The 21,611-nt window shown below is 45.8% G+C and carries 26 protein-coding genes and 1 pseudogene; 16 read left to right on the top strand and 11 right to left on the bottom strand.

What is annotated here, in order from left to right; translation table 11 throughout:
- Nucleotides 1-75 precede the first annotated feature (75 nt).
- The 4 genes from QUB44_RS11455 to QUB44_RS11440 all read left to right on the top strand — a co-directional run bounded on the left by QUB44_RS11455 (nt 76) and on the right by QUB44_RS11440 (nt 4,284).
- The gene (locus QUB44_RS11455) at nt 76-531 is read left to right on the top strand and encodes a GrpB family protein (protein WP_333366949.1); all 456 of its coding nucleotides are present in this window, start codon (nt 76-78) and stop codon (nt 529-531) included.
- 148 nt (nt 532-679) lie between these two features.
- Complete coding sequence (locus QUB44_RS11450; protein ID WP_333366942.1) at nt 680-946, top strand: hypothetical protein; 267 nt, start codon at nt 680-682, stop codon at nt 944-946.
- A gap of 59 nt (nt 947-1,005) precedes the next feature.
- Nucleotides 1,006-3,777: a DUF3536 domain-containing protein gene (locus QUB44_RS11445; RefSeq protein WP_333366939.1), complete on the top strand. Its 2,772-nt coding sequence runs from the start codon at nt 1,006-1,008 to the stop codon at nt 3,775-3,777.
- A 273-nt stretch (nt 3,778-4,050) separates the two neighbouring features.
- Nucleotides 4,051-4,284: a ferredoxin-thioredoxin reductase variable chain gene (locus tag QUB44_RS11440; RefSeq protein ID WP_015179327.1), complete on the top strand. Its 234-nt coding sequence runs from the start codon at nt 4,051-4,053 to the stop codon at nt 4,282-4,284.
- 290 nt (nt 4,285-4,574) lie between these two features.
- On the opposite strand, the gene QUB44_RS11435 is transcribed toward QUB44_RS11440, so the two are convergent.
- From QUB44_RS11435 to QUB44_RS11420, 4 genes are all read right to left on the bottom strand, one after another.
- A complete protein-coding gene (locus QUB44_RS11435) occupies nt 4,575-4,808 on the bottom strand; it encodes a hypothetical protein (RefSeq protein WP_333366934.1) in 234 nt (77 codons plus the stop codon).
- Between the two features lie 327 nt (nt 4,809-5,135).
- Nucleotides 5,136-5,930: a YdcF family protein gene (locus QUB44_RS11430; protein WP_333366855.1), complete on the bottom strand. Its 795-nt coding sequence runs from the start codon at nt 5,928-5,930 to the stop codon at nt 5,136-5,138.
- A gap of 182 nt (nt 5,931-6,112) precedes the next feature.
- Nucleotides 6,113-6,496 carry a hypothetical protein gene (locus QUB44_RS11425; protein ID WP_333366852.1) on the bottom strand — a complete coding sequence of 128 codons (384 nt, stop codon included), beginning with the start codon at nt 6,494-6,496 and terminating at the stop codon, nt 6,113-6,115.
- Nucleotides 6,497-6,525: 29 nt separating this feature from the next.
- Nucleotides 6,526-8,091: an AAA family ATPase gene (locus QUB44_RS11420; protein ID WP_333366848.1), complete on the bottom strand. Its 1,566-nt coding sequence runs from the start codon at nt 8,089-8,091 to the stop codon at nt 6,526-6,528.
- A gap of 152 nt (nt 8,092-8,243) precedes the next feature.
- Between QUB44_RS11420 and QUB44_RS11415 the strand changes: the two genes are divergently transcribed.
- From QUB44_RS11415 to QUB44_RS11405, 3 genes are all read left to right on the top strand, one after another.
- Nucleotides 8,244-9,260 (top strand): adenosine kinase, encoded by a 1,017-nt coding sequence (locus QUB44_RS11415; RefSeq protein ID WP_333366845.1) that lies wholly within the window; start codon nt 8,244-8,246, stop codon nt 9,258-9,260.
- Nucleotides 9,261-9,460: 200 nt separating this feature from the next.
- Nucleotides 9,461-9,787: a hypothetical protein gene (locus QUB44_RS11410; protein WP_333366841.1), complete on the top strand. Its 327-nt coding sequence runs from the start codon at nt 9,461-9,463 to the stop codon at nt 9,785-9,787.
- A 21-nt stretch (nt 9,788-9,808) separates the two neighbouring features.
- Entirely contained in the window at nt 9,809-10,111 is a 303-nt protein-coding gene (locus tag QUB44_RS11405) for a Uma2 family endonuclease (RefSeq protein ID WP_333366945.1), read from the top strand.
- A gap of 104 nt (nt 10,112-10,215) precedes the next feature.
- Here the strand turns inward: QUB44_RS11405 and QUB44_RS11400 are convergent, their stop codons facing one another.
- Nucleotides 10,216-10,665 carry a hypothetical protein gene (locus tag QUB44_RS11400; protein ID WP_333366838.1) on the bottom strand — a complete coding sequence of 150 codons (450 nt, stop codon included), beginning with the start codon at nt 10,663-10,665 and terminating at the stop codon, nt 10,216-10,218.
- 170 nt (nt 10,666-10,835) lie between these two features.
- Here QUB44_RS11400 and QUB44_RS11395 point away from each other — a divergent pair, with 170 nt between their 5' ends.
- The 3 genes from QUB44_RS11395 to QUB44_RS31140 all read left to right on the top strand — a co-directional run bounded on the left by QUB44_RS11395 (nt 10,836) and on the right by QUB44_RS31140 (nt 12,014).
- Entirely contained in the window at nt 10,836-11,144 is a 309-nt protein-coding gene (locus QUB44_RS11395; RefSeq protein WP_333366836.1) for a transposase family protein, read from the top strand.
- Between the two features lie 193 nt (nt 11,145-11,337).
- Entirely contained in the window at nt 11,338-11,478 is a 141-nt protein-coding gene (locus QUB44_RS11390; protein WP_333366832.1) for a hypothetical protein, read from the top strand.
- Between the two features lie 167 nt (nt 11,479-11,645).
- Complete coding sequence (locus tag QUB44_RS31140; protein ID WP_445299891.1) at nt 11,646-12,014, top strand: ISAs1 family transposase; 369 nt, start codon at nt 11,646-11,648, stop codon at nt 12,012-12,014.
- Here QUB44_RS31140 and QUB44_RS11385 read toward each other — a convergent pair.
- The 6 genes and pseudogenes from QUB44_RS11385 to QUB44_RS11365 form a co-directional block, all read right to left on the bottom strand.
- Nucleotides 11,965-12,144 (bottom strand): annotated as a pseudogene (locus QUB44_RS11385) (Uma2 family endonuclease); the annotation flags it as partial. The gene QUB44_RS31140 and the pseudogene QUB44_RS11385 overlap by 50 nt on opposite strands.
- 84 nt (nt 12,145-12,228) lie before the next feature.
- The gene (locus tag QUB44_RS11380; protein WP_333366829.1) at nt 12,229-12,453 is read right to left on the bottom strand and encodes a hypothetical protein; all 225 of its coding nucleotides are present in this window, start codon (nt 12,451-12,453) and stop codon (nt 12,229-12,231) included.
- A gap of 11 nt (nt 12,454-12,464) precedes the next feature.
- Complete coding sequence (locus tag QUB44_RS31135) at nt 12,465-12,659, bottom strand: universal stress protein (protein ID WP_445299889.1); 195 nt, start codon at nt 12,657-12,659, stop codon at nt 12,465-12,467.
- Nucleotides 12,602-13,300: a hypothetical protein gene (locus QUB44_RS11375; protein WP_333366827.1), complete on the bottom strand. Its 699-nt coding sequence runs from the start codon at nt 13,298-13,300 to the stop codon at nt 12,602-12,604. The genes QUB44_RS31135 and QUB44_RS11375 overlap by 58 nt, the downstream gene beginning before the upstream one ends.
- 90 nt (nt 13,301-13,390) lie before the next feature.
- On the bottom strand, nt 13,391-13,591 hold the full coding sequence (locus QUB44_RS11370; RefSeq protein ID WP_333366824.1) for a hypothetical protein: 201 nt from the start codon (nt 13,589-13,591) through the stop codon (nt 13,391-13,393).
- A 46-nt stretch (nt 13,592-13,637) separates the two neighbouring features.
- Complete coding sequence (locus QUB44_RS11365) at nt 13,638-13,763, bottom strand: hypothetical protein (protein ID WP_333366821.1); 126 nt, start codon at nt 13,761-13,763, stop codon at nt 13,638-13,640.
- 55 nt (nt 13,764-13,818) lie between these two features.
- Here QUB44_RS11365 and dnaK point away from each other — a divergent pair, with 55 nt between their 5' ends.
- The 6 genes from dnaK to QUB44_RS11335 all read left to right on the top strand — a co-directional run bounded on the left by dnaK (nt 13,819) and on the right by QUB44_RS11335 (nt 21,610).
- Entirely contained in the window at nt 13,819-15,939 is a 2,121-nt protein-coding gene (gene dnaK / locus QUB44_RS11360; protein WP_333366817.1) for a molecular chaperone DnaK, read from the top strand.
- Between the two features lie 124 nt (nt 15,940-16,063).
- Complete coding sequence (locus QUB44_RS11355) at nt 16,064-17,251, top strand: J domain-containing protein (protein ID WP_333366814.1); 1,188 nt, start codon at nt 16,064-16,066, stop codon at nt 17,249-17,251.
- Nucleotides 17,252-17,444: 193 nt separating this feature from the next.
- Complete coding sequence (locus tag QUB44_RS11350) at nt 17,445-18,395, top strand: Rpn family recombination-promoting nuclease/putative transposase (protein WP_333366811.1); 951 nt, start codon at nt 17,445-17,447, stop codon at nt 18,393-18,395.
- Nucleotides 18,396-18,535: 140 nt separating this feature from the next.
- Entirely contained in the window at nt 18,536-20,971 is a 2,436-nt protein-coding gene (locus tag QUB44_RS11345) for a dynamin-like GTPase family protein (RefSeq protein WP_333366808.1), read from the top strand.
- An 86-nt stretch (nt 20,972-21,057) separates the two neighbouring features.
- Nucleotides 21,058-21,261 carry a hypothetical protein gene (locus QUB44_RS11340; RefSeq protein WP_333366805.1) on the top strand — a complete coding sequence of 68 codons (204 nt, stop codon included), beginning with the start codon at nt 21,058-21,060 and terminating at the stop codon, nt 21,259-21,261.
- Complete coding sequence (locus QUB44_RS11335; RefSeq protein ID WP_333366802.1) at nt 21,242-21,610, top strand: type II toxin-antitoxin system PemK/MazF family toxin; 369 nt, start codon at nt 21,242-21,244, stop codon at nt 21,608-21,610. Before QUB44_RS11340 ends, QUB44_RS11335 begins: the two co-directional genes overlap by 20 nt.
- Nucleotide 21,611: the final 1 nt, after the last annotated feature.

Here is a 21,611-nt window from a genome sequence, read left to right as displayed (position 1 = left end):
CTGTAATTAACTCATAATTTTGCCGGAAATATCATTCTACTATGTATTTGTGTAATTAATTGTGTCTGACTACTTATCATCACTCGCGTTGAGCATTTTGGCAGCACGGCAGTACCCGGTTTGGCTGCAAAACCCATCATTGATTTATTGGTAGGGGTACGTTCATTGGCAAAAGCAAAGCAAGTTACTGTTTCTCAATTAGAAACGCTGGGCTATGCTTATTGGTTTGATAATCCCGATCGCCAACGTATGTTTTTTGTGAAAGGTTTACCACCAAACAGTCCACGCACTCATCACATTCACATGGTTGAGCCAGATAGTGTGTTGTGGGAGCGTTTGCTATTTCGAGATTATCTTTGCCAGCATTCAGACGAAGTGGCACGTTATGCACAATTGAAGTACGATCTTGCTCAACGCTTTTCAACAGACCGGGAAGCATACACAAGCAGCAAAGCAGAGTACATAGAGTCTGTGATGCAAAAAGCGCGACAACAGCCAAATTTGATCGCCCAAAGGGGCAGGTGCATTTGAGTCCGATCGACCGGAAGCGCGGTATAGAAGCGCTCAACCGCAGGCAAATCTCCTGCTGTTGACCGATGCCCTGGCGTTAAAATTATCTCCACAACCGCCAAGATTTATCGCCAAATTTTAAATTTTTCCGGCGAAAACTTGCTATTTAATGAATAAGACTTTAAGATCCAGCAATGTAAATCAAAATCTCAATGAGCAGCCCTGCAAGCACGAACCCGAAATGGGTCGCAAGTGCCAAAAAGCAGCAAAAGCTACCTTTTTTAACTCTTTCAACAGCAAAGCATTGGCAAAAAAACCAGGGATCGACGGTTGGCATCTTGGAACGAATGCTTTGCTCGCAATACTACAAATGTATCAAAACTTGTCAGCCAAATTTAGTCCTAACAGATGCCTAGCTGTAACTCTTGCTGCGTAAGGTTTCAGTTTCTAATTAGGCTGGTTTTATTGTCTTTAACTACTTGAGGATTCGATCGCATGGTTTCGATTTCTACTACTCAATCCGATGTGCTGCCTTTGTCTTCGCCAACCGTAACGGCTGCAACCCAAACCAGCGTGGCTGCTGCAACTGGGGTGTGCGTGACTGTTCACGGCCACTTTTACCAGCCACCCCGGGAAAACCCTTACCTGGACGCGATCGAACGCCAAGCCAGCGCCTCTCCTTCCCACGACTGGAACGAACGCATTGACAACGAGTGCTACCGCCCGAACGCCTTTGCCCGCATACTCAACGATCGCGGCGAAGTCACGGGGATCGTCAACAACTACGAGTATATGAGCTTCAACATCGGGCCGACCCTGATGAGCTGGCTGGAACGCTACGACGCGGAAGTCTACCAGCGGATTCTGGAGGCCGATCGCAAAAGCTGTCAGCGGCTCAACGGTCACGGCAACGCGATCGCCCAAGTCTACAATCACATCATCATGCCGCTGGCTAACGAGCGAGACAAATACACCCAAATTCGCTGGGGGATCGCAGATTTTCGCTCCCGGTTCGATCGCGATCCCGAAGGAATGTGGCTCGCCGAAACCGCCGTAGACTACGCCACCCTCGAAGTTTTAGTCGCTGAAGGCATCCGCTTCATTGTCTTAGCCCCCTCCCAAGCCGAACGCTGCCGCCCGCTAATCGGGCAAAACCACGAAGGAGAACCAGGGCAAAATTCCGAATGGCACGAAGTCGGCGGGGGTCAAATCGATCCGACTCGCCCGTACCGCTGCTATTTGAAACCAGAAATGCGATTGATGGCTGACCACCAACTCTCGCCGCTGAGCACTCACTATTTTGGTCGCCAGCACTCCCAAAATTCTCCAGCCCCAACTACCAACACCCCCTATATCGATATCTTTTTCTACGATGGCCCGATCTCGCGGGATATGGGCTTCAATGACGTTCTCAGCAGCAGCCACCACTTGGTGGGGCGCTTGGGTCAAGCAGTGCGGGGAGACCACCGACCGGCTCAATTAATCTGCGTGGCGACGGACGGCGAAACTTTCGGCCACCACAAACACAGTACCGAAAAATGCCTCGCCTACGCCTTCACAGAAGAGTTTCCCCGCCGAGGCTGGACGGTAACGAATTTTGCTCATTATTTAAGTCAAAATCCGAGCGCTTGGGAAGTGGAACTCAAACCGGTGACGGCCTGGAGTTGCTCTCACGGGGTCGATCGCTGGCAAGATGATTGCGGCTGCGGTGGTGGCGGCGGATGGCACCTCAAATGGCGCCGCCCTCTGCGGGATACTCTGAATTGGCTGCGCGATCAACTGATTCCGATTTACGAAGAAGCGGGGCGCAAGCTGTTGTGCGATCCCTGGAAAGCCAGAGATGAATATATTGAGGTTATCCGGGATCGATCGCCCAGTAATGTTGACAGTTTCCTTCAACGCCATCAAGTGCGCCCCCTCGATGCCGGAGAACAGGTGGACGCCCTGCGGCTGCTGGAAATGCAGCGCCACGCCCTGTTAATGTTCACTAGCTGCGGCTGGTTTTTTGAAGAAATCTCGCGGCCAGAAGGCGTGCAAATTCTGCGCTACGCGGCCCGGGCGCTCGAATTGGCGGGCGAAGTTACAGGCGTCCAGCTAGAAAAGGATTTTGTCGATCGACTAGCCTTCGTACCCAGCAACGTTGACTATTTCAAAACAGGGGCTGAAGTTTACCGCAAACTGGTGGTGACAGCCCAAATTAGTCTCCGACAAGTGGCGGCCCACTACGCGATCAGTTCTCTGTTTGCCAAATATCCCCGCGAACAGCGAGTTTACTGCTATCAGGCCCTGCAGGAAGATTTCCAAATTCAGCGCATGGGCTCGATGACTCTGGCTGTGGGTCAATTGCAGTTAACCTCGGAAATTACGCGGGAAACAGAGGTTTTTGTGTTTGCTGCGTTGCACCTCGGCGGCTGGGACTTCCACTGCTGTATTCAGCCTTTTGGCAGCCGCCGGTCTTACACTATGCTGAAAGAGCGGTTGTTTGGAGTTATGCAAGAAGCTTCGGCAGCCCACGCCATTCTGGAAATGGTGCGGCTGTTTGGGGATCAGTCCTTTAGCTTGCGGGATTTATTCGCTGAGGAACGCCACCGGATCGTGCAGTTGCTGAGTCAGGAAAATTTGACTCGGTTGGATCAGCTTTACACTCAGGTTTACCGCGAAAATTATGGGGTGATGATGGCGTTCCACCGCGACGAGTTGCCGGTGCCGGTAGAGTTGCAGGTGGCTGCTGAGGTGGCTTTGGGACACCGCTGTTTGACGGCGGCCAAGGCCCTGGAAGTGGAAACCGAGGATGTGGAACCGCTGCTGGCCGAAATTGAGGCGATCGCCACTGAAAGCGGTCATCTCCGCTGTCGGTTGAACGTTCCCGAAGTCAAGGAAATTTTGGAAAAGATGGTTTGGCGATCGCTAGACGCGCTGCTGCAAGCAGGATCGAGCGTGGAAGATCGCTCGCCTGTCCAGTTAGAAGCTGAGATCCGCATGATCGAGCGTTTGATTGCTGTGGGCGATCGGCTGAGTCTGGGTTTGTGTTTGGACAAATCGCAGGAATTGTATTTCGATTCTCTGTACAGTCAAATTGTGCCTCTGTGTTTGGGCTGGCTGCAACGGCAAGATGCCTCGGCGGGCGAAACTGCGGGGGCTGCCGTTGCCTTGGAGATTGCGCGTTCAGGCGGCGGCTGGGAGTTGTCTTCGATCCGGCAGTTGCTGGAGTTGGGTCAAACCTTGGCCGTTGATGTTGAGTGTTGGTTAAATCAGTTAAGTAAATAGTTTCCCGATTAGCCTGCATCAATTCCCGCCCTTGAGAATCCGCCCGATTGAGCTTTAAATGCCGATCGGGCCTGCGGGTTCAACCGAGAATCATCGACATTTCGGTTTACGTGGATCGCGGCTGGGGATCGAATCAGCGACAGGGAACCGCCAACTTTGTTTAAGTTTTCGCTCTACTTGTGGGAAGATAAGAAGACTGTCGGCAAAGCGTACAAGTGTTAAACACCCGTAGGCTTTGCAGAGTTTTGAAGAGAGAACACTAAATTTAAGTCTATGAAAGTTGGCGATCGCGTTTGCATTAAAAACTCTGTTGTTGTCTACCACCACCCTCAAAATCGCAGTCAACCATTTGATATTAAGGGTATGGAAGGAGAAGTCGTGGCGATCGTTCACGAATGGCACGGCCGACCTGTCAGTGCTAATTGGCCGATTCTAGTACAATTTGACAAAAAATTTCGAGCTCACCTGAAAGAGGATGAGGTCGAATTGATATCTTCGGAAGTCTAGCTGTCTCAAAAGTTGAAGCCGGAGCCCAAAGACAATATCAAATTCGGTCAGTCGATTTTAGATTTTAGATTTTAGATTTTAGATTTACTCCACAGATGAATCTGGGAGTTTGAACCTTAGTCTAAAATTTTCGGCTGATCGATCCTCCTGCCGTTGGCAAGTATCCGTTTTTGGGCGGAGCTCATACAACCATTTTAGAGTTTGTAGTCAGGACTTCAGTTTTTTCTGTGGCTTTTAGTCGATCGGTGGGACTCTCGTCCTTACTACAAACCATCTTTTTTGTTGAATCCTTAATTTTTCGACCGTCTGCGGCTGAACCAACCGAAGATATTCAAATCTCCCTGCATTTTCTGTAATTCCTGCTGATGCTGCTTGGCTGTAGCGTAATACCACTGGCAATGAAGTTCTAGTTCTTGACGGTACTTAATTTCATCGTAAAACTCGCGGACAATTTGGTGTCTCTGAAAAATTTCGGCCGCGGGAGTCGGTTCTGGGGCAATGTCTTGCAACTCGTGGGGCAGCATGATTGTTTGGGGGCGACTGGGGCAAATCTTGGCTGTAATGACTTTAAGCTAACACACTGAATCAATTTTGGACTTGGGATTTGGGATTTATATCAAATCTGTTAGCATCGGAATAATTCCTATCTCTCTTCTCTTTATCTGCGTGAATCTGCGTCAATCCATTGTTATCTGCGGCCCGAGCAATTCTCTTTTTTCAACCGCAGATGAGGGCAGATTAACGCAGATTAACGCAGATGAATTCTATCAATTCTGGTTGCACGATCCATCCGTGATGAGACTATTTGAATTCTTCAATCCCAAATCCCAAATCTAATATCTAAAATTCTGTTAAAGCCATCCCCGCAGCCGATAAACGATTAAGCCGATGTATTCTTTTAAAGCTTTAGTTGACTGGTGTAACTCATAGGTGTCGGGCAATAAATCCAGTGCGGCTGCTTGCCAATTCCTTTGGGATGCTGCTATATCCTGCTGCGTTATTTGAAAGTCTGTTGGTGCGGCAATTGCTTTTATTCCCTGACGCTGGAAAATTAAGAGCGATCGAGTCATGTGCATCGCCGATGTCACTAGCAAAACCGGCCCTTTTATGCCTTTAGCATCTAAAATTTTTCGCACGTTGACAGCATTTTGATAGGTGTTGTGTGAATCGGGGTCTTGCAGAATTGCTGATGCCGGTACACCCATTGTTTGGGCAATTTCTGCCATATCTGCCGATTCGGGAGGCCCGCCGCCTTTCCAATCTACTCTACCGCCGCTGAGAACTAACAGGGAAGCTTTGCCTTGCTTGTAAAGTCGGGAACCGTAGATTATTCGATCGCCCGCTTCACCTAATTCTACCCAAGGACGGGGAGGTAAAGCGGCTTTGACACCGCCGCCCAAGACGATTATCGCTTCAGCTTGGGGGAGTTCGGCGGTTGGTAAGTTTTGCCATTCGAGCGATCGAACTAACGATTTTGAAACCCAACCGCTACTTCCGAGGAGTAAAATAATTAAAGCCACAGCAATTGGCGCCGCTGCCCATTTCGGACGCTTCCAAAGTGTGATTAAAGCCGCCATCATTAACAGACAACTCAACCCCAAAGGATAAATAAACAGCGGCAGGAGTTTCGATAGAAATACAAACATTCAGCAAGTAATTGAAATTGCTCGTTAGCGGTAATGGGTAATTGGAAATCAACCCTCGTTACTGGCTAATCTGTAATTAGTAATTTAGGGGGGCGGGAGTGATAAATTTTTAGTATTGAGTTGTGAATTATGAACTCTTTAACTGAAAACTTAAAACTCAATACTCAAAACTCTTTTCGGTGCTACCGACGATCCTCTGGTCCAGATAACCAGTCAAACAATGTAGCAGCATCACCCCTAGAGGTTTTGCTATATTTATGGCCCTCCGTTTGCACTACTTCTTTATTGACTATAGCATCCGAGGTTTTATCCTTGGAATTTAAATTCGGGTTGAGTAGTAATTCGTTGTGCCACCAAGCGACAATTAAACCTGCTGCCACGCCACCGATGACACCAAGACCGAGACTGAGCTCCAGCCTACATCCTACTAAGCGAAACCCAACGGTAAACAACACAAACCATATCAGCGCGGGGCTAAACCCCTTGGAGTCTCCGGTAAATTTTGGCATGAGCTGCAAGTTGTGTTTGTTATAACACAGAAAGATATTTACAATATTAGCAGACAATCAAATTGCCAAGGGCGATCGAACGGCAACTACTCCCCACAAATCAAGTTTAATTGTACCTCTAACTCTTGCGCGGTATCTATAATCGTTACAGAAATTTGCTCTAATTCTGTAAAAGGTTCAAAAGCTGCTTGCTGCGAACTCAATAGTTCTGCCGTCGCGTCGGCAATATCGTCCCTGCGCTGTTGCAGTCGTTCTCGCAATACTTCAATTGGTGCGGTGCAGTAAATGATTTCCAGGGGCAAGCCGTGGGATTGAGCCTGATTAATTGCATCCGTTCTCAATTTTTTGCGATCGAACTTGGCATCTAAAATCACATCCCAACCTCGGTCAGCCAGAATTATCCCCAACTCTAACAATCTACCATAAGTCTGAGCCGTCATTTCATCCGAGTACAAATCTTGCCCCCCGGGTTCATTCAAAGAAATCCCGCCTAAATGTTTGCGAACAGCATCGGAGCGAATGTGAATTGCCCCAGTGTGGCGAGCCAAATATCGAGCTGCTGTACTCTTGCCAGAACCCGATAAACCCGACATCAAAGTTAACTTTCCGCGGCGCGGTTTTGTGTATTGCCAAGCCAGTTTATAATAATGAGCTGCCGTCTGTGAAATCTCTGCTTTTTGGGTAGTTGAAATAGCGGCATCGTCCAACATTAAGGAAGTTACTTTTGCTCTAACATAAGCTTGACGGCTCAAATACAGAGGCAACAGTTGCAGTCCTTCCCAATCCCCTGTTTGTTCGATGTAAGTATTTAGAAAAGCATTGCCTAAGTCTCTGCGCCCCCGCGATTCCAAATCCATTACAGTAAAAGCGACATCGTACATGACATCAACAAAGCGAAAAGGCTCGTTAAATTCAATGCAGTCGAACAGTAATATTTTATCTTGCCATAATGCTATATTCCGCAAGTGCAAATCTCCGTGACACTCGCGAATTTTATTATTGGCAATCCGCAAGTTAAATAACTCTTGATTTTCCGCAAAAAACGTATCTGTATAATCTTTAGTTTCCTGAAATTGTGCCTGAGTCTGCGGCCCGCCGATATATTTTTGCGAAATCAGGTAATTGTTGTCTATTGCGGCCCGAATCTGACTGACTTCGCCAAATGTGCGAATGTAGCTATTACTAATTGTCGTGCTGTGAAACTTGGCAACTTCCCGCCCTAAGTCTGCCATAAGTTGCTCGGTCAACAGTCCGCGCTCCAACAAACTGAGCAACAGCGAATCTTGAGGAAACTCCCGCATTTTCAGCACATATTCTACAGCAACTTCAGCCGGAGTTATAGCCGGTAAGTTGCTGCCAAATTGAAATGAATCCCCAATTTTAACAATTGGCAAAATTTCGAGATAAATTTCCGGTGCAGTGCGTCGGTTCAGCAGCAATTCTTCGTTGCAGAAATGCTGCCGTTTCTCCAAAGTTGAATAGTCCAAAAAGCCAAAATTGACTGATTTCTTGATTTTGTAAGTATAATCTCCTGTAAGCAAAACAAAGGAAGCGTGAGTCTGAAGTAGCTGCACTGGTTCTGTCACCGCGTGCGGGTAAAAGCCGGGCTGTAACATTTGCTGAATCAGAGGTGGGAGACAAGTATCAGTCATATCGATTTTAGATTTTGGATTTTAGATTTTAGATTGGGGATTTTGGATTGTGAATTTTAGATTTTAAGTTGGGGACTTTAGATTGGGAGTGGGGATGTTGACTTTAATCCGATTTATTATAGAGTTGATAGTTAGTGTAAAAAAAAGCAGCGATGACAGAAAATAATCAAGAATCTGGTTCCGTGGATGTGTTTGGCGTAGGCAATGCCCTTGTAGACATCCTAGCATTGGTGCAAGATGAATTTGTACTCGGCCACGGGCTGAATCCCGGCGGGATGACGCTGATGAATTCGGAAACGCAGGGGGGGATTTTGCACGATTTAGAGCACAATTCGCTGCAAATGCGATCGGGGGGTTCGGCGGCAAATACGATGATTGGTTTGGCTCAGAGTGGCGGTAAAGCGTATTATTCGGGGAAGGTTGCTAAGGATACTAATGGCGAATTTTATCGGCAAGATTTGCTGGCGGCGGGGATTGATTTTAATGTGCATCCTGCTGCTGAGTCTAAGGAACCCACTGGTACTTGTGTTGTGCTGACTACGCCGGATGCGGAACGCACGATGTGTACTAATCTGGGGGTTTCTACTACTCTGGCTGCGACTGATATTGATGTCGATCGACTGGCTCACTGCAAGTACAGTTATGTTGAGGGCTATCTTTGGGATGCTCCCGACCCTAGAAAGGCTAGCATTGAGACGATGGAACAGTCTAAGCGTCTGGGTGTGAAGGTGGCTTTTACTTTTTCGGATGGCTTTTTAGTCGATCGATTTGCTGATGATTTTCACAAGGTGGTTTCGGAATATTGCGATGTAATTTTTTGCAATGCTGATGAAGTTCGGAGCTTTTTTAAGGAGGAATCTTTGGAAGAGTGCGCTCGGAAAATGAGCGAGATTTCGGATTTGGCTTTTATCACTAATGGGGATAAAGGCTGCATGGTGGTGGAGAACAAACAGATTGTTGATGTGGCGGGATTTCCGGTAAAGGCGATCGATACTGTGGGTGCTGGAGATGCTTTTGCGGGGGGTGTTTTGTTTGGACTTACTAATGGTTTGAGTTCTGCACAAGCGGCTCGCTGGGGCAATTTCTTGGCTTCTAGGGTGGTGCAGATTCACGGGCCGCGTCTGGAGGGTTCTCAGGCTCATCTTTTGAGTGAGGTGATTTCTGGTTAGAAATTGAAAGGGGCGATCGCACTTTTTGGATTAAGGGCGATCGCTCTTTTTTTAACTGCTTCCATAGCACAGGCGAGACGCCCGTGCCACAGTGGGCATGACTCACTTTCAAAGCACAGGTGGGACGCCCGTGCCACAGTGGATGCAGATGAGAGAAGGGCGTGTTAAAATCAATAAAAGCTTAACTAATCGTACCTCAGATGGTAATAACCACATTGACTCCCCCTCAACAAAGTAGCGAGGAAAAACTAATTACTTTGACAGGCATTAAATGGCTAACATTTAAAGCGATAATGTCTGATGTCGGCGACAGTAGAGCGTGGAGAATTGCTTATGCTGAAGGAGTTTTAGAAATTAGAATACCACTTACAGAACATGAAGAGCCCAAGGGCATGATCGAAAGCTTTGTAGAAGCTTTCGCAGACGCACTAGATATCGAGGTGAGAAAGCTAGGTGCTCTTACTCTGGAACGGGAAGATTTAACTCGTGCTATTGAACCGGATAGCTGCTTCTACGTTCAAAATTAATCGGTAGTTAGAGGTAAAAGTATCAATTTACCCGCCGATCCGCCACCAGATTTGGTAGTCGAATCAGACTACACGAGTTCTTCTTTGAATAAGTTCTCAATTTATGCTTCTCTGGGGGTTCCTGAAATCTGGAGATATCGCAATCAATGTCTTCAAGTGTATCAATTGGTTGAGGGTAATTACGAAGAGAGGGAGAATAGTCTGGCTTTTCCGTTTTTGCCGATCGCAGAAATTCCGGGTTTGATAGAACAAAGTAAAAGTATTGGACAAAGGGCGGCGGTGCGTTTGTTTCGGGAAAGGATTAGGGAAGTTTTGGCGCAGTGAGTTTTGGAAGGGAGCATCCCGGTTTTGCAAATATGCAGAAGTATGATATTTTGGTAAAATTTTTTAAGCTCCCTACTCAACAGTCCGGACAGATTTTCGGTCAGTCAAGCTTTGAGAGAGCCGTATTCTAGAAGCTTTTGGTAGTTTGGATTTAATTTAATCAAAGTCGGGTTCAAATCAAACATGGCGATAAATAGTTCTAGTAAATGCTCATTTAAAGCTTTTGGTTTGAACGACGCTATAGAAAATGAAATAACCTCTGGTGTCGGTTGAGCTGTGACGGTAGCCTCTTGTCTCAAGGTGACTTTGGCTAAATTTAGGGCTGTCAAACTACCATTGACCTGGGCATCCAGAGCATCCAGATTGCGAGATTGGCTATCGACCATTCCGGTATATTGTCTGGCATCACGAAAGATAAACTCAATCTCAAATCGAGCGCGATAATAAGCCAAGATATCGCTGGCGCTCAGATTAACATCAGTGGAAAACAACAGAATATACCGCTCTTTCCCCTCGACGAGTCGCACTAATATCAATTCACTATGAACCTGCACTTAATACAGCTTCAAGGATATAGTCCCAGGGTAAGCGCATCTAATTTTGTATTTAAAAATACAGATTATTGAACCCACTTGTAGATTGATAGAGACAATTTGAGTATCAAAGATGTTATGTAGTATGCTTGTAAGAAAAAAGTATCTATCTTACTTAACAGGTCAGTCTTATGGCATCAGGTTTCAAATCTCGAAAACACAGGATTAAAAGCTCAAAAAGGTTGAGTATAGCTCAGGCGACTGCACTGACAGAAAAAATGGCATTAGTATTTGGTGATATCAAAGACCCTCGTGTAGAAAGAACGCGTGTCCATACATTAACAGATATTTTGAGCGTTGGAATATTGGCAGTAATTGCAGGAGGTAATGGATGGGAAGACATGGAAAATTATGGATTAAGTAAATGTGAATGGTTGGAGCAGTTTTTAGCTTTACCAGGAGGTATCCCAAGTGCAGATACATTTCGACTCGTCGATTGAACGCATTAATCCCAAAGTATTTGAGCAATGCTTTCGACGTTGGATTGAATCGATAGTTGAGGTAGTAGGGGCTCCGGTAATTCCCATTGATGGTAAGACTATCAAAGGCTCATACGATAGAGAGGAGGGGAAATCAGCTTTACATCTAGTGAGGGCTTGGTCGAGTCAAGATCGTCTTGTTTTATAACTAGTATTGGTAGCAGATAAATCTAATGAAATTACTGCAATTCCTGCGTTATTAGAGTTATTAGATATGGCGGGATGTATGATTACGATTGATGCAATGGGTACGCAAACAGCCATTGCCTCTCAAATTTTTTATGAACACAGCTGATTACGTTTTAGCCCTTAAAGCTAATCATCCTACACTTCACGGACAAGTAAAAGATTGGTTTGAGCAACAATTGTCTCAAGGGTTTGAAGGTATTATCCATAGTTATGACCAACGAGTAGAGTTCGCGTCACCATCGGACTGAAAAACGCTCCTGTTGGTGTGTTCCTATTTCTCAATTACCAACTTTACATAACCAAAAAGATTGGGTTGGTCTTCAATGTGTTGTCATGGTAGTCCGGGTCAGACATCTTTGGAATAAAACTACCCATGAAGTTCAGTTTTATTTAACGAGTTTGTCATGTAATGCTCATAAATTGGGGCAAGCTATCCGTCTACATTGGGGTATTGAAAATGGTCTGCATTGGACTTTAGATGTCACCTGGAATGAAGATGCTTGTCGCGTCCGTACTGGTCATGGGCCACAAAACTTAGCCTTGCTACGACGAATTGCTCTTAATGCTTTAAATCTGGAGCAATCTTGCAAACACCGATACAATAGTTACCATCTGGATGAATGCTTTGGAAGACGGGAGTAATTGAATCGGTTAACAGAATGCTTTGGGGATGTTCTTGGAAATTTTTCACAAAAGTACCGTCTGATTCGGGTAGCTGAGTGTGGTCTGGCCAGCCTGTAGAGTTGTTTTCTATATCTAGGGTGAATTTCATGGTTTTATTTGGATTGTAGGTGTTTTGGCGAGCGAGGGCGATCGCACTTTTAATTTTGATATCTAATGTAAACTGTGTAATTACTCACTCTAGCTCCGATTCCACATCATCCCATTTCAACCAACCGGCACGCTGGCGGTTTCCACCAGCAGCTTTTAACTCATTTAATGCTTTTTTGGCAATTTGCCCATCTTCTAAAGTCTCTAACCATTCGATAAGTGCTTGCCAAGTTTCGACATCTAAGACAGCAACTTGTTTGCCTTTTAGATTGAGAAAGTTAACTGACTGCAATACTTCTAATCCTGTCATTCAGGCTACCTCTACTTTGATAATAGGTATAACTTAATTATAGTTGAGACCACCACAATCAAATCTGCTTGAACCGCTTCTGCCATTGCTAAAATCTCAGCCGCAGGTTCCCTATGTTTTAGTTCCGCCTGCAATCGCAGTCCTTGCGCTAAAGCTGCTTGCTGTAATCGTTGCAGTCTAACGTGTTTGTGGATAGAAACTCCCATATAGGGCGCTCATCCCAGACTTGAGCCTCAATATAGCGATCGATCCTCCATTGCGGCTCGGACTGCCATTTTGTTCCTGGCATTCCATACCTTTTCACCACGTCTGCAATTTCTGACAACGTAAACACTTGACCGTGTTGAGGCTTGCGGTACGATTCTGCAAACCTTCTCATCTCTTCATCAATTTCCTCCAATGTCGGCATTTGACCATCCTCGCGAGGTCTAAGCTCATAGGTATCTGGTGGGGGAGGACTCACTAGATTAAGGCTAGTCATGCTGTCAGGATAGGTAAAAGAAATCGTATCGCTGGTAAAAATAGCCAGAGGAAGCTGAAGTTTTGCAGGCTCTTTATTACTGAAGAAACCATTCTTGCTAAAAAAATCATCATTCTCACCAAGAACAAAGTACAGTGGGTGACGGAGGCGGGGCTTTTTTCCCTTGTTCTCAAACTCGTGATAGAGCCATTCCTCTACGCGATGCCGATCCTTGAGGTAGCCTGAGTGGAGCCACACACGTTTTCCACTGCTTCTAAGATTGGCAATAATAATTTCAGCTTCATTCAGAGGAAGATTACACAAATTTTTTAGCATCTCATGCTTGCCCCAATAGTAATGGGTGATAAAGGTAGGTAGTATGTCCACGGCTCTTCCTCTGTATGATTTTTGTATCAACGCTTATTCTACTGATAATAACCTCAATCTTCATCCCCTTCATCTTTAACGGTTTCCCAATCAAGCCAACCCGCTTTTTCTGGAATGTCGCATTTTTGTAATTGCGCCATCGCCGTGCAAGAAAATCTGTTCGTCTTCCCGATCTTCGCTCCAGTCGATCAAAGCTTCCCAAGCCGATATGCTCAACTGTGCGGCTTTTTTTTTACCGTTAGCATCAACCACAAATTGAACGGATTTTAATATTTCTTTGATATTGGTCATTATAATTAATTCCTTAATTTGCTCTCAACTCTAATCAATTCGCTCCTCAGTTGCTGCGCTGGGCGCGATCGAAAAAAGCGCGATCGTACCCAGCCAACCCGAGCCTCAGCCGCAGGTGAGGCAATCCCCCCGCAGCCCCCGCTTCTCGACGCGGTACAATAAATGCAATCATACTTAACGCTTATATTGAAAAAGCTACACACAACGCCACAGGAGATAACTGACGCATGGGTAAAGTAGTTGGCATTGACCTCGGAACAACAAACTCAGTAGTAGCCGTCATGGAAGGCGGCAAACCGGTTGTGATTGCCAATGCAGAAGGGATGCGGACAACTCCCTCGGTAGTCGCTTTCACAAAGGAAGGAGAACGCCTTGTCGGACAGATGGCCAGACGCCAAACTGTTCTCAACCCGCAAAACACGTTTTACGCCGTCAAGCGGTACATCGGACGCAAATATACCGAACTGACTCCTGAATCGAAGCGCGTCCCTTACACAACTCGCCGCGACGACAACGGGAACATCAAAGTCAAGTGTCCCCGCCTGAAAAAAGATTTTGCCCCAGAGGAAATTTCGGCGATGGTTTTGCGGAAACTGGCCGATGAAGCCAGCCGCTATCTGGGACAAGAGGTGACGGGGGCTGTAATTACTGTTCCCGCTTATTTCAACGACTCGCAGCGACAGGCGACGCGGGATGCTGGACGAATTGCCGGACTTGATGTCAAGCGGATTTTAAATGAGCCGACAGCGGCTTCTTTGGCTTACGGTTTGGACAGGCGAGAAAGTCAAACAATTTTAGTGTTTGATTTGGGCGGCGGTACTTTTGATGTGTCGATTTTAGACGTGGGAGACGGAGTATTTGAAGTTAAAGCAACTAGCGGCGACACTCAATTAGGTGGCAATGATTTTGACTCCAAAATTGTGGATTGGTTGGCAGAACAATTCTTAGAAAAAGAAGGAATTGATTTGCGTCGCAACCGACAAGCTTTGCAGCGCTTGATCGAAGCGGCAGAAAAAGCCAAGATTGAGCTGTCGGGAGTCGGTGTCACCGAGATTAATTTGCCGTTTATCGATGCGAATGAAGATGGGCCGTTGCATCTGGAAACGCGGCTGACTCGCGGTCAATTTGAGGGGCTGTGTACAGATTTGGTGCAGCGGCTACGGCGGCCAGTCAAACAAGCTTTGGCTGATGCAAGTTTGAGTCCTTCTCGCATTGATGAAGTTGTGTTGGTCGGCGGTTCGACTCGCATTCCTTTGGTGCAGGAAGTTGTTCGCAACTTGATTGATAGAGAGCCTAATCAAAATGTGAATCCCGATGAAGTTGTGGCGGTGGGTGCGGCCATTCAAGCGGGTATTTTGGGTGGCGATGTCCGCGATGTGCTGCTGTTGGACGTGACGCCGCTGTCACTGGGTTTGGAAACTATCGGCGGGGTGATGAAAAAACTGATTCCTCGGAATACTACTATTCCAGTCAGGCGATCGGACATTTTTTCCACGGCTGAAAACAACCAAACTGTGGTAGAAATTCACATAATCCAAGGGGAACGGGAATTAGGCAGAGATAATAAGTCTTTGGGACGGTTTAAACTAACTGGAATTCCGCCGGCGCCACGAGGGATTCCGCAGGTGCAAGTAGCTTTTGATATTGATGCTAACGGGATGCTGTTGGTGACTGCTTTGGACAAAACTACCGGCCGGGAACAAAGCATTACTGTGCAAGGTGCTTCGACGCTGAGTCAGCAGGAAGTGAATCAAATGATTCGCGATGCGGAACAGTTTGCTCAAGCTGATAAGTTGCAGCGGGAAAGAGTAGAAAAACGCAATCGCGCTGAAGCTTTAGCTTATCAAGCGGAGCGGCAGTTGCGAGAGGTGGCGCTTGATCGCGGAATGCAGTTTGCTCAAAGAAGTCGCCAGCGAATTGAAACTTTAATTCGGGAATTGCGAGACAGTTTGGAACGCAATGATGAACGGGGAGTTGACCAAGTTGGTTCGGATTTGCAAGATGCTCTTTACGATTTGAGCCGGGAAGTTTCCGCGTTTGCGATGGATGACGATGATGACGATTTCTTTGAGTCTGTGAAGCGGACTTTTACGGGCGACAGTACCAAGCGGCGCAGCGATGACAGCAGCTATTATACCAATGCTAAACCGTACAGGCGATCGACTGTCGATCCAATTCCCGATCGCCCCTATGATCGCCCCTATGATCGCACCGGCGATCGTATGGGTGATCGTATGGGTGATCGTATGGGCGATCGTATGGGCGATCGTAGAAGCAGTGCTAATCGCCCCACTCGCCCTTATCAGAATCAAAGCGACGATTGGGATGATGACGACGATTGGTTGTAATTAGTGGTTAGTCATTAGTCCCTAGTCATTAGTCCCTAGCTTGAAGCAGGGAAGCAGCATGACTAATGACTAATGACTAATAATTAATAACTAATGACTAATAACTAATGACTAATGACTAACTATGCAGAATTTTCGCAATTACTATCTAATTTTGGGAGTGCCCAAAGAGGCCACGGCTGATGAGATTAAGAAAGCCTATCGACGGCTAGCCAGACAGTTGCACCCTGACGTAAATCCGGGGGATAAATCTGCTGAAGATAGGTTTAAGGATATTAATGAAGCTTACGATATTCTTTCCGATATTGACAAGCGAGCTCAATACGATCAGTTTAGTAAATTCTGGAAACAAAAGGGATTTCAAGGCAAGCAAGGGGTGCGACTTCCCAATTTCAAAACTTGGGGAAACGGTAAAGCTACCCGCAAAAAACCGGCCGAAGAGGTCGATTTTAGCGATTACTCGGATTTTAATAAATTTCTCGATCAAGTGCTCGGAAGGCGCCGGGAAGTGAGGATGGCGACCGCCAATGATGCACCGCGAGCAGCCTCCTATGAACCGTGGAGTACAGCTTCTAAAAGAACGAGTTATGTAGCTAATTCTAGGGAAGATAGAAGGGATGTGGACGATCGCGAAATGCGACGAGAAACAGTCGATCGCGAAATGCGACGGGAAGCAGTTGATAGGGAAATGCGACGGGATATAGTCGATCGCGAAACCAGAAGGGATGTGGACGATCGCGAAATGCGACGGGAAGCAGTTGATCGCGAAATGCGACGGGAAACAGTCGATCGCGAACCCAGAAGAGACATTGAGGCCAGGCTAACTCTGCCTTTGGAAAGGGCTTATTCGGGTGGTACCGAGCGAATTCGTTTAGAAGATGGGCGAGCGATCGAGGTGACTCTGCCTCCTGCTATGGTATCAGGCCAGAGGATTCGCTTGCGAAATCAAGGTATGGGCGGCGGGGATTTATATTTGAAAATCACAGTTTCTCCCCATCCATTTTTTCGATTGGAAATGTCGGATATTTGCTGCGAATTGCCGCTGACTCCCAGCGAAGCGGTGTTGGGTGGAGATGTGGAAGTACCGACGCTGGATGGTAGGGTGAAAATGAAATTGCCACCGGGAGTAACGTCTGGAAAGCGGTTGCGGCTCGCTAACAAGGGCTATCCGACGGGAAATGGCGATCGGGGCGATCAATTGGTAGAAATTCAGGTGTTAATTCCCAAGGAAATTAGTGACGAAGAAAGAGAATTGTACCTGAAGTTGCGAGAGGTTGAGTCTTTTAAACCACGCCAGGATTTGTCTGTATAATAGAGTTGATGTCAATGGTTAATTGCCAATTAACTCGTTATTAGGCTGTGCCTGGTAACGCATATCCAGAGGCTCTGCCTCCAACTTTCCTCATAGAAGAGCGAGGCAGAGCCTCTAGAAATTGATTCCCAGGCAGAGCCAGGGAACCAGTTAAACATTACGCCGGAGCTATCAAACATAACCCATTACCTATATGTTCACATTCATCAATCCTAAGACTGATTTTGCCTTCAAAAAAATCTTCGGTTCTGAAAATAGCAAAGACATTCTCATTAGTTTTTTGAATGCCTTGCTGTATGACAGTCAGCCCACCATAGAAAGTTTACAAATTTTCGATCCTTATTCAGCTCCGCGAATTCGAGGTCTCAAGGAGACTTACTTAGATGTGAAAGCTAAGTTAAATGACGGCACATCAGTAATTATCGAGATGCAGGTTTTGAACGTAGAGGCTTTTGAAAAGCGGATTTTGTACAATGCAGCTAAAGCTTATTCCACGCAATCAGAAACAGCCGAACAATATGTACTGTTGAATCCAGTGATTGCCTTGACAATTACTGATTTTGAAATGTTCGAGGATTTCAGTAAAGTAATTTCGCGGTTTGTTCTTAAGGAAAGAGAGTTCTTGAGTGACTATCTGAGTTACGATATTGAATTGGTATTTGTCGAGTTGCCTAAGTTCAAAAAAGGTCTTAACGAGTTAGAAACCTTGACCGACAAGTGGCTTTATTTCCTCAAAACAGCTAGAGATTTAAATGCAGTACCTGAGACAATGGAAGCTGTGCCAGAAATTAACAAAGCCTTTGCAATAGCAAGTAAAGCTAATTTAAATCGTGATGAGTTAGAGGATTTGGAAAGACAGGAAGTTTATATCCAAGATCGGCGAGGTGCAATCTCTAAAGCAGTACGAGTCGGAACAGAAAAAGGCAGAAAAGAAGGCAGAGAAGAAGGAATCAAAACAGGACAAATAGCACTGATTATTCGTCTATTGGAACGTCGTGTAGGTGCTGTCACTCCCGAAGTTCAAACTCAAATCGGGGAATTGTCGATCGACCAATTGGAAAACTTAGGAGAAGCCTTGTTAAATTTTAACGACATATCAGATTTAACAGCTTGGCTGCAAACACAAGATTTCCTCGCAGAATAGCCGTTAGCGCAGCCCTCGAAGAGGATCGCACTTTCAGCTATCCTGGATTGCATAAGTAAAATTACTGTTGTGATTATTCCTGAACTAGCAGAGAATTAACAATAAGGTAATTTTCCCACAATCAGGAGCAGTCTGCCGCGATGACTCAAATGCCCCCTCAATGCAACAATCTGCAAGAGCAAGTTGATTCTTTACTGCAACTGCTGCGTCAGGAATCGTCTTTGCGACAACAAGATATCACGGCGGTACAAGCTTCTCTGAAAAAGGCAATTTCTCCTGAGTTTGAAATTGTGTTTGCTGGCGCTTTCAGTGCGGGAAAATCTATGTTAATTAATGCTTTGTTGGAGCGAGAATTGCTCTACAGTGCTGAAGGACACGCGACAGGTACGGAATGTTATATCGCCTTTGCTGAGCCGGAAAAAGAGCGCGTTGTCCTCACTTTTTTGAGCGAGTTTGAGATTGGCCAGCAAGCTGCTGTGCTTTGCCATCAGCTAGGTTTAGCTACTGAAATTAATATTAATCAAACAGATGTAGTGTCGCTGTTGTCTCAGGGATGTAACATAATTATTGAAACGGAAGGCGGCGAAAATAAATCCGAGGTAGCCAAAAAAGCTAAGGCTTTGATGCTGCTGTTGGAAGGTTTTGAGGCAAATCGCGATCGCATCCAAACTCTCGAAAACGCTACCTACTCGATGGAACAGTTTAACTTTTCCAATCTCAAAGAAGCTGCTAGTTATGCCCGTCGCGGTAGTAACAGTGCTGTACTCAAGCGAGTGGAATATTACTGTTATCATCCGCTGCTGGAAGATGGCAATATTATTATCGATACGCCGGGAATTGATGCGCCGGTGCAGCGGGATGCAGAATTGACTTATGATAAGATTGAAAGCCCGGATACTTCGGCGGTTGTGTGCGTTTTGAAAGCGGCTTCGTCTGGGGAAATGACGACGGAGGAAACCGAGTTGATGGAAAAGACACGGGGAAATCCGGGAATTCGCGATCGACTATTTTACATTTTCAACCGCATTGACGAAACTTGGTACAACACGCAACTGCGACAGCGCTTAGAAAATCTGATTAATTCTGACTTTCGCGATACTGCGAGAGTTTATAAAACTAGCGGATTGTTGGGATTTTACGGGAGTTTGATTCGAGGAACCACAGGGCGCGATCGCTTTGGTTTAAATACAATATTTGCCACCAGTCAAGGGGGAGTTTCTGCTGATGATAAATTAGATTCAGAATTGCTCGGTAATAGTGAAGAAACTCCGCAATTTGTTAGTGAATTTAACCGTTACTGTGCGAATTCCGGCAAACTTTCTCCCAGCAAATTTCGGATTTCAGTGAACAGCTACGAAACACCCAATGAAAACTACGTGCGAATTCTTGCAGAGCAAGGACAACCATTAATTTCTCAATTAATTCAAGATAGCGGCATCGAAGATTTTCGCACAGCCATCACCCGCTACCTCACCGAAGAAAAACGCCCGCAACTGTTCAAAAATCTCGCTGACGATTTAGAAGATTTGTGCATTCAACTGCGGAAACATTACCAAACAATTCAGCGGAATTTGGACAGCCAGCCCCGCGAAATTGAAGCAATGAAAGCACAGGAACTTTTGCGGCTAAATCAAGAATTGCAGCAAGTCGGACAGGATTTTCGGGAACATATCGCCGAAGAAGTCAATGAAATGATTATGAACAGATGCGATATTTTCGATATAGACTTTCGGCAACTGCAATCTCGGATGATCCGCCGCTTGGATGAATTGTTAGACGGATTTTCTGTTGAGGCGGCTTACGGACGCACTTTGCGGAATCATCCCCGCAATGCCACAGCACCTTTAATTGCTGTTTTAGTTGAAGCGCTTTATTATTTAGCGAATCAGTTGGAAGATATTTTAGTAGAGGCTACTAAGTCACTGGTTGATAATTATTTCCAGTATTTGAAAGATAGCGTTCGCAAGTCTGAATACTATCGATTACTTTATCGGTTGTTGGGGAACGATGGGGGAATTGAACAGGAGTTAGAGGAGTTGTCAAAGCGGGTTTCGGATGCTTTGGTAAATGCAGCGGGCGTTGAGTGCGATCGCTACGTGCGAGAAAGTCCCCGTTTTTACGACGAAGGCACATTTTCGATTTATCAATTCCGGGAAACATTGCAGCAAACTTCTCAAGGTTATGACTGCGAAAACATGGTGGATGCCCAACCTGCAATTCGGCAATTATTGCGGCTAGATTTTGAGCCGAAAGTATCTAGAACTATTCGGCAAACTTTCCGTCAAACTGTCAACCAAACCCTGAAAGAGCATTTGTTGCCCCTGGCCCAAAAGCAAGCTGATGATATTTTGCAGAAATACAGTCAAGCCCGCGATTATTTGGAGCAAACTTTGGCACAGGAAGCGGAGGAAAAGATTGCTGGCAATCTGCGGCGGCAAGCTGAAAACGAGCAGAAGATTCAAGAGTACGATCGGGCAGTTTCTGGGATTAATAGTTGTTTGCAGGCGATGAAGTTGCACGAGCATTTGTTGCCTGTAATTGGACAAAATGATAGCGTTTCGGTGGATGGTGAATAATTGGAAATCCGGGTGAATTATATTCACCTGGTTTCTTTCTTGTGTTTATTGTGCTATAATAGCCAACAAAGAGCGACTTTAATCCTATGAACATTCGCCAAAAACTTCTAACAATAATCGAGCAACTTTCCGAGGATAAGTTAGCAACACTTCTGAACCTAGCCCTCTTCTTGAAAAGTGGAAAAGAACCTATTCAGCCGATGCTTTTATCCCAAGCTTATCAAGATTGGCTGAGTGCGGAAAATGACATTTATGACGAAATATTTGCCGATGAACTTACGACGCGGTGATGTAGTGTTGGCTCAAGTGCCAATGCCTTCTACTCAGCTAACACAGTTTAAACTGCGTCCGGCTGTGATAATTTCGGCAGATAATCTCAACCAAATTCTTGACGATGTGATGGTTGTACCTTGTACTTCTAAGACAACTCGCCCTTTGACTACCACTCAATATTTGATAACAGGAGATGAAATTGTATTAGCTGGTATTAGAGTTGAGTCGGTAGTTAGGTGCGAATCTATTTTTACTCTCAACAAGTCAATGATTACCCGGAAACTGGGTTCCCTTTCAAATGAGGCCATAAACTACGTTGATCGCTGTTTGATGGTAGGTTTGGGATTAGAAAGAGTAGTAGATTAAA

Source organism: Microcoleus sp. AT3-D2 (genome assembly GCF_036705715.1).
Lineage (GTDB): Bacteria > Cyanobacteriota > Cyanobacteriia > Cyanobacteriales > Microcoleaceae > Microcoleus.
The sequence above is the reverse complement of the archived record's forward strand: the minus strand, read 5'-3'. Positions and strand labels throughout refer to the sequence as shown.

What these genes read in the sequence shown, in the direction of transcription:
- QUB44_RS11450 (WP_333366942.1), top strand. Translation starts at nt 680, where the DNA reads ATGAATAAGACTTTAAGATCCAGCAATGTAAATCAAAATCTCAATGAG.
- QUB44_RS11445 (WP_333366939.1), top strand. Translation starts at nt 1,006, where the DNA reads ATGGTTTCGATTTCTACTACTCAATCCGATGTGCTGCCTTTGTCTTCG.
- QUB44_RS11440 (WP_015179327.1), top strand. Translation starts at nt 4,051, where the DNA reads ATGAAAGTTGGCGATCGCGTTTGCATTAAAAACTCTGTTGTTGTCTAC.
- QUB44_RS11435 (WP_333366934.1), bottom strand. Translation starts at nt 4,808, where the DNA reads ATGCTGCCCCACGAGTTGCAAGACATTGCCCCAGAACCGACTCCCGCG.
- QUB44_RS11430 (WP_333366855.1), bottom strand. Translation starts at nt 5,930, where the DNA reads ATGTTTGTATTTCTATCGAAACTCCTGCCGCTGTTTATTTATCCTTTG.
- QUB44_RS11420 (WP_333366848.1), bottom strand. Translation starts at nt 8,091, where the DNA reads ATGACTGATACTTGTCTCCCACCTCTGATTCAGCAAATGTTACAGCCC.
- QUB44_RS11415 (WP_333366845.1), top strand. Translation starts at nt 8,244, where the DNA reads ATGACAGAAAATAATCAAGAATCTGGTTCCGTGGATGTGTTTGGCGTA.
- QUB44_RS11410 (WP_333366841.1), top strand. Translation starts at nt 9,461, where the DNA reads ATGGTAATAACCACATTGACTCCCCCTCAACAAAGTAGCGAGGAAAAA.
- QUB44_RS11395 (WP_333366836.1), top strand. Translation starts at nt 10,836, where the DNA reads ATGGCATCAGGTTTCAAATCTCGAAAACACAGGATTAAAAGCTCAAAA.
- QUB44_RS11380 (WP_333366829.1), bottom strand. Translation starts at nt 12,453, where the DNA reads ATGACAGGATTAGAAGTATTGCAGTCAGTTAACTTTCTCAATCTAAAA.
- QUB44_RS31135 (WP_445299889.1), bottom strand. Translation starts at nt 12,659, where the DNA reads ATGGGAGTTTCTATCCACAAACACGTTAGACTGCAACGATTACAGCAA.
- QUB44_RS11370 (WP_333366824.1), bottom strand. Translation starts at nt 13,591, where the DNA reads ATGACCAATATCAAAGAAATATTAAAATCCGTTCAATTTGTGGTTGAT.
- QUB44_RS11365 (WP_333366821.1), bottom strand. Translation starts at nt 13,763, where the DNA reads ATGATTGCATTTATTGTACCGCGTCGAGAAGCGGGGGCTGCGGGGGGA.
- dnaK (WP_333366817.1), top strand. Translation starts at nt 13,819, where the DNA reads ATGGGTAAAGTAGTTGGCATTGACCTCGGAACAACAAACTCAGTAGTA.
- QUB44_RS11355 (WP_333366814.1), top strand. Translation starts at nt 16,064, where the DNA reads ATGCAGAATTTTCGCAATTACTATCTAATTTTGGGAGTGCCCAAAGAG.
- QUB44_RS11350 (WP_333366811.1), top strand. Translation starts at nt 17,445, where the DNA reads ATGTTCACATTCATCAATCCTAAGACTGATTTTGCCTTCAAAAAAATC.
- QUB44_RS11345 (WP_333366808.1), top strand. Translation starts at nt 18,536, where the DNA reads ATGACTCAAATGCCCCCTCAATGCAACAATCTGCAAGAGCAAGTTGAT.
- QUB44_RS11340 (WP_333366805.1), top strand. Translation starts at nt 21,058, where the DNA reads ATGAACATTCGCCAAAAACTTCTAACAATAATCGAGCAACTTTCCGAG.
- QUB44_RS11335 (WP_333366802.1), top strand. Translation starts at nt 21,242, where the DNA reads ATGAACTTACGACGCGGTGATGTAGTGTTGGCTCAAGTGCCAATGCCT.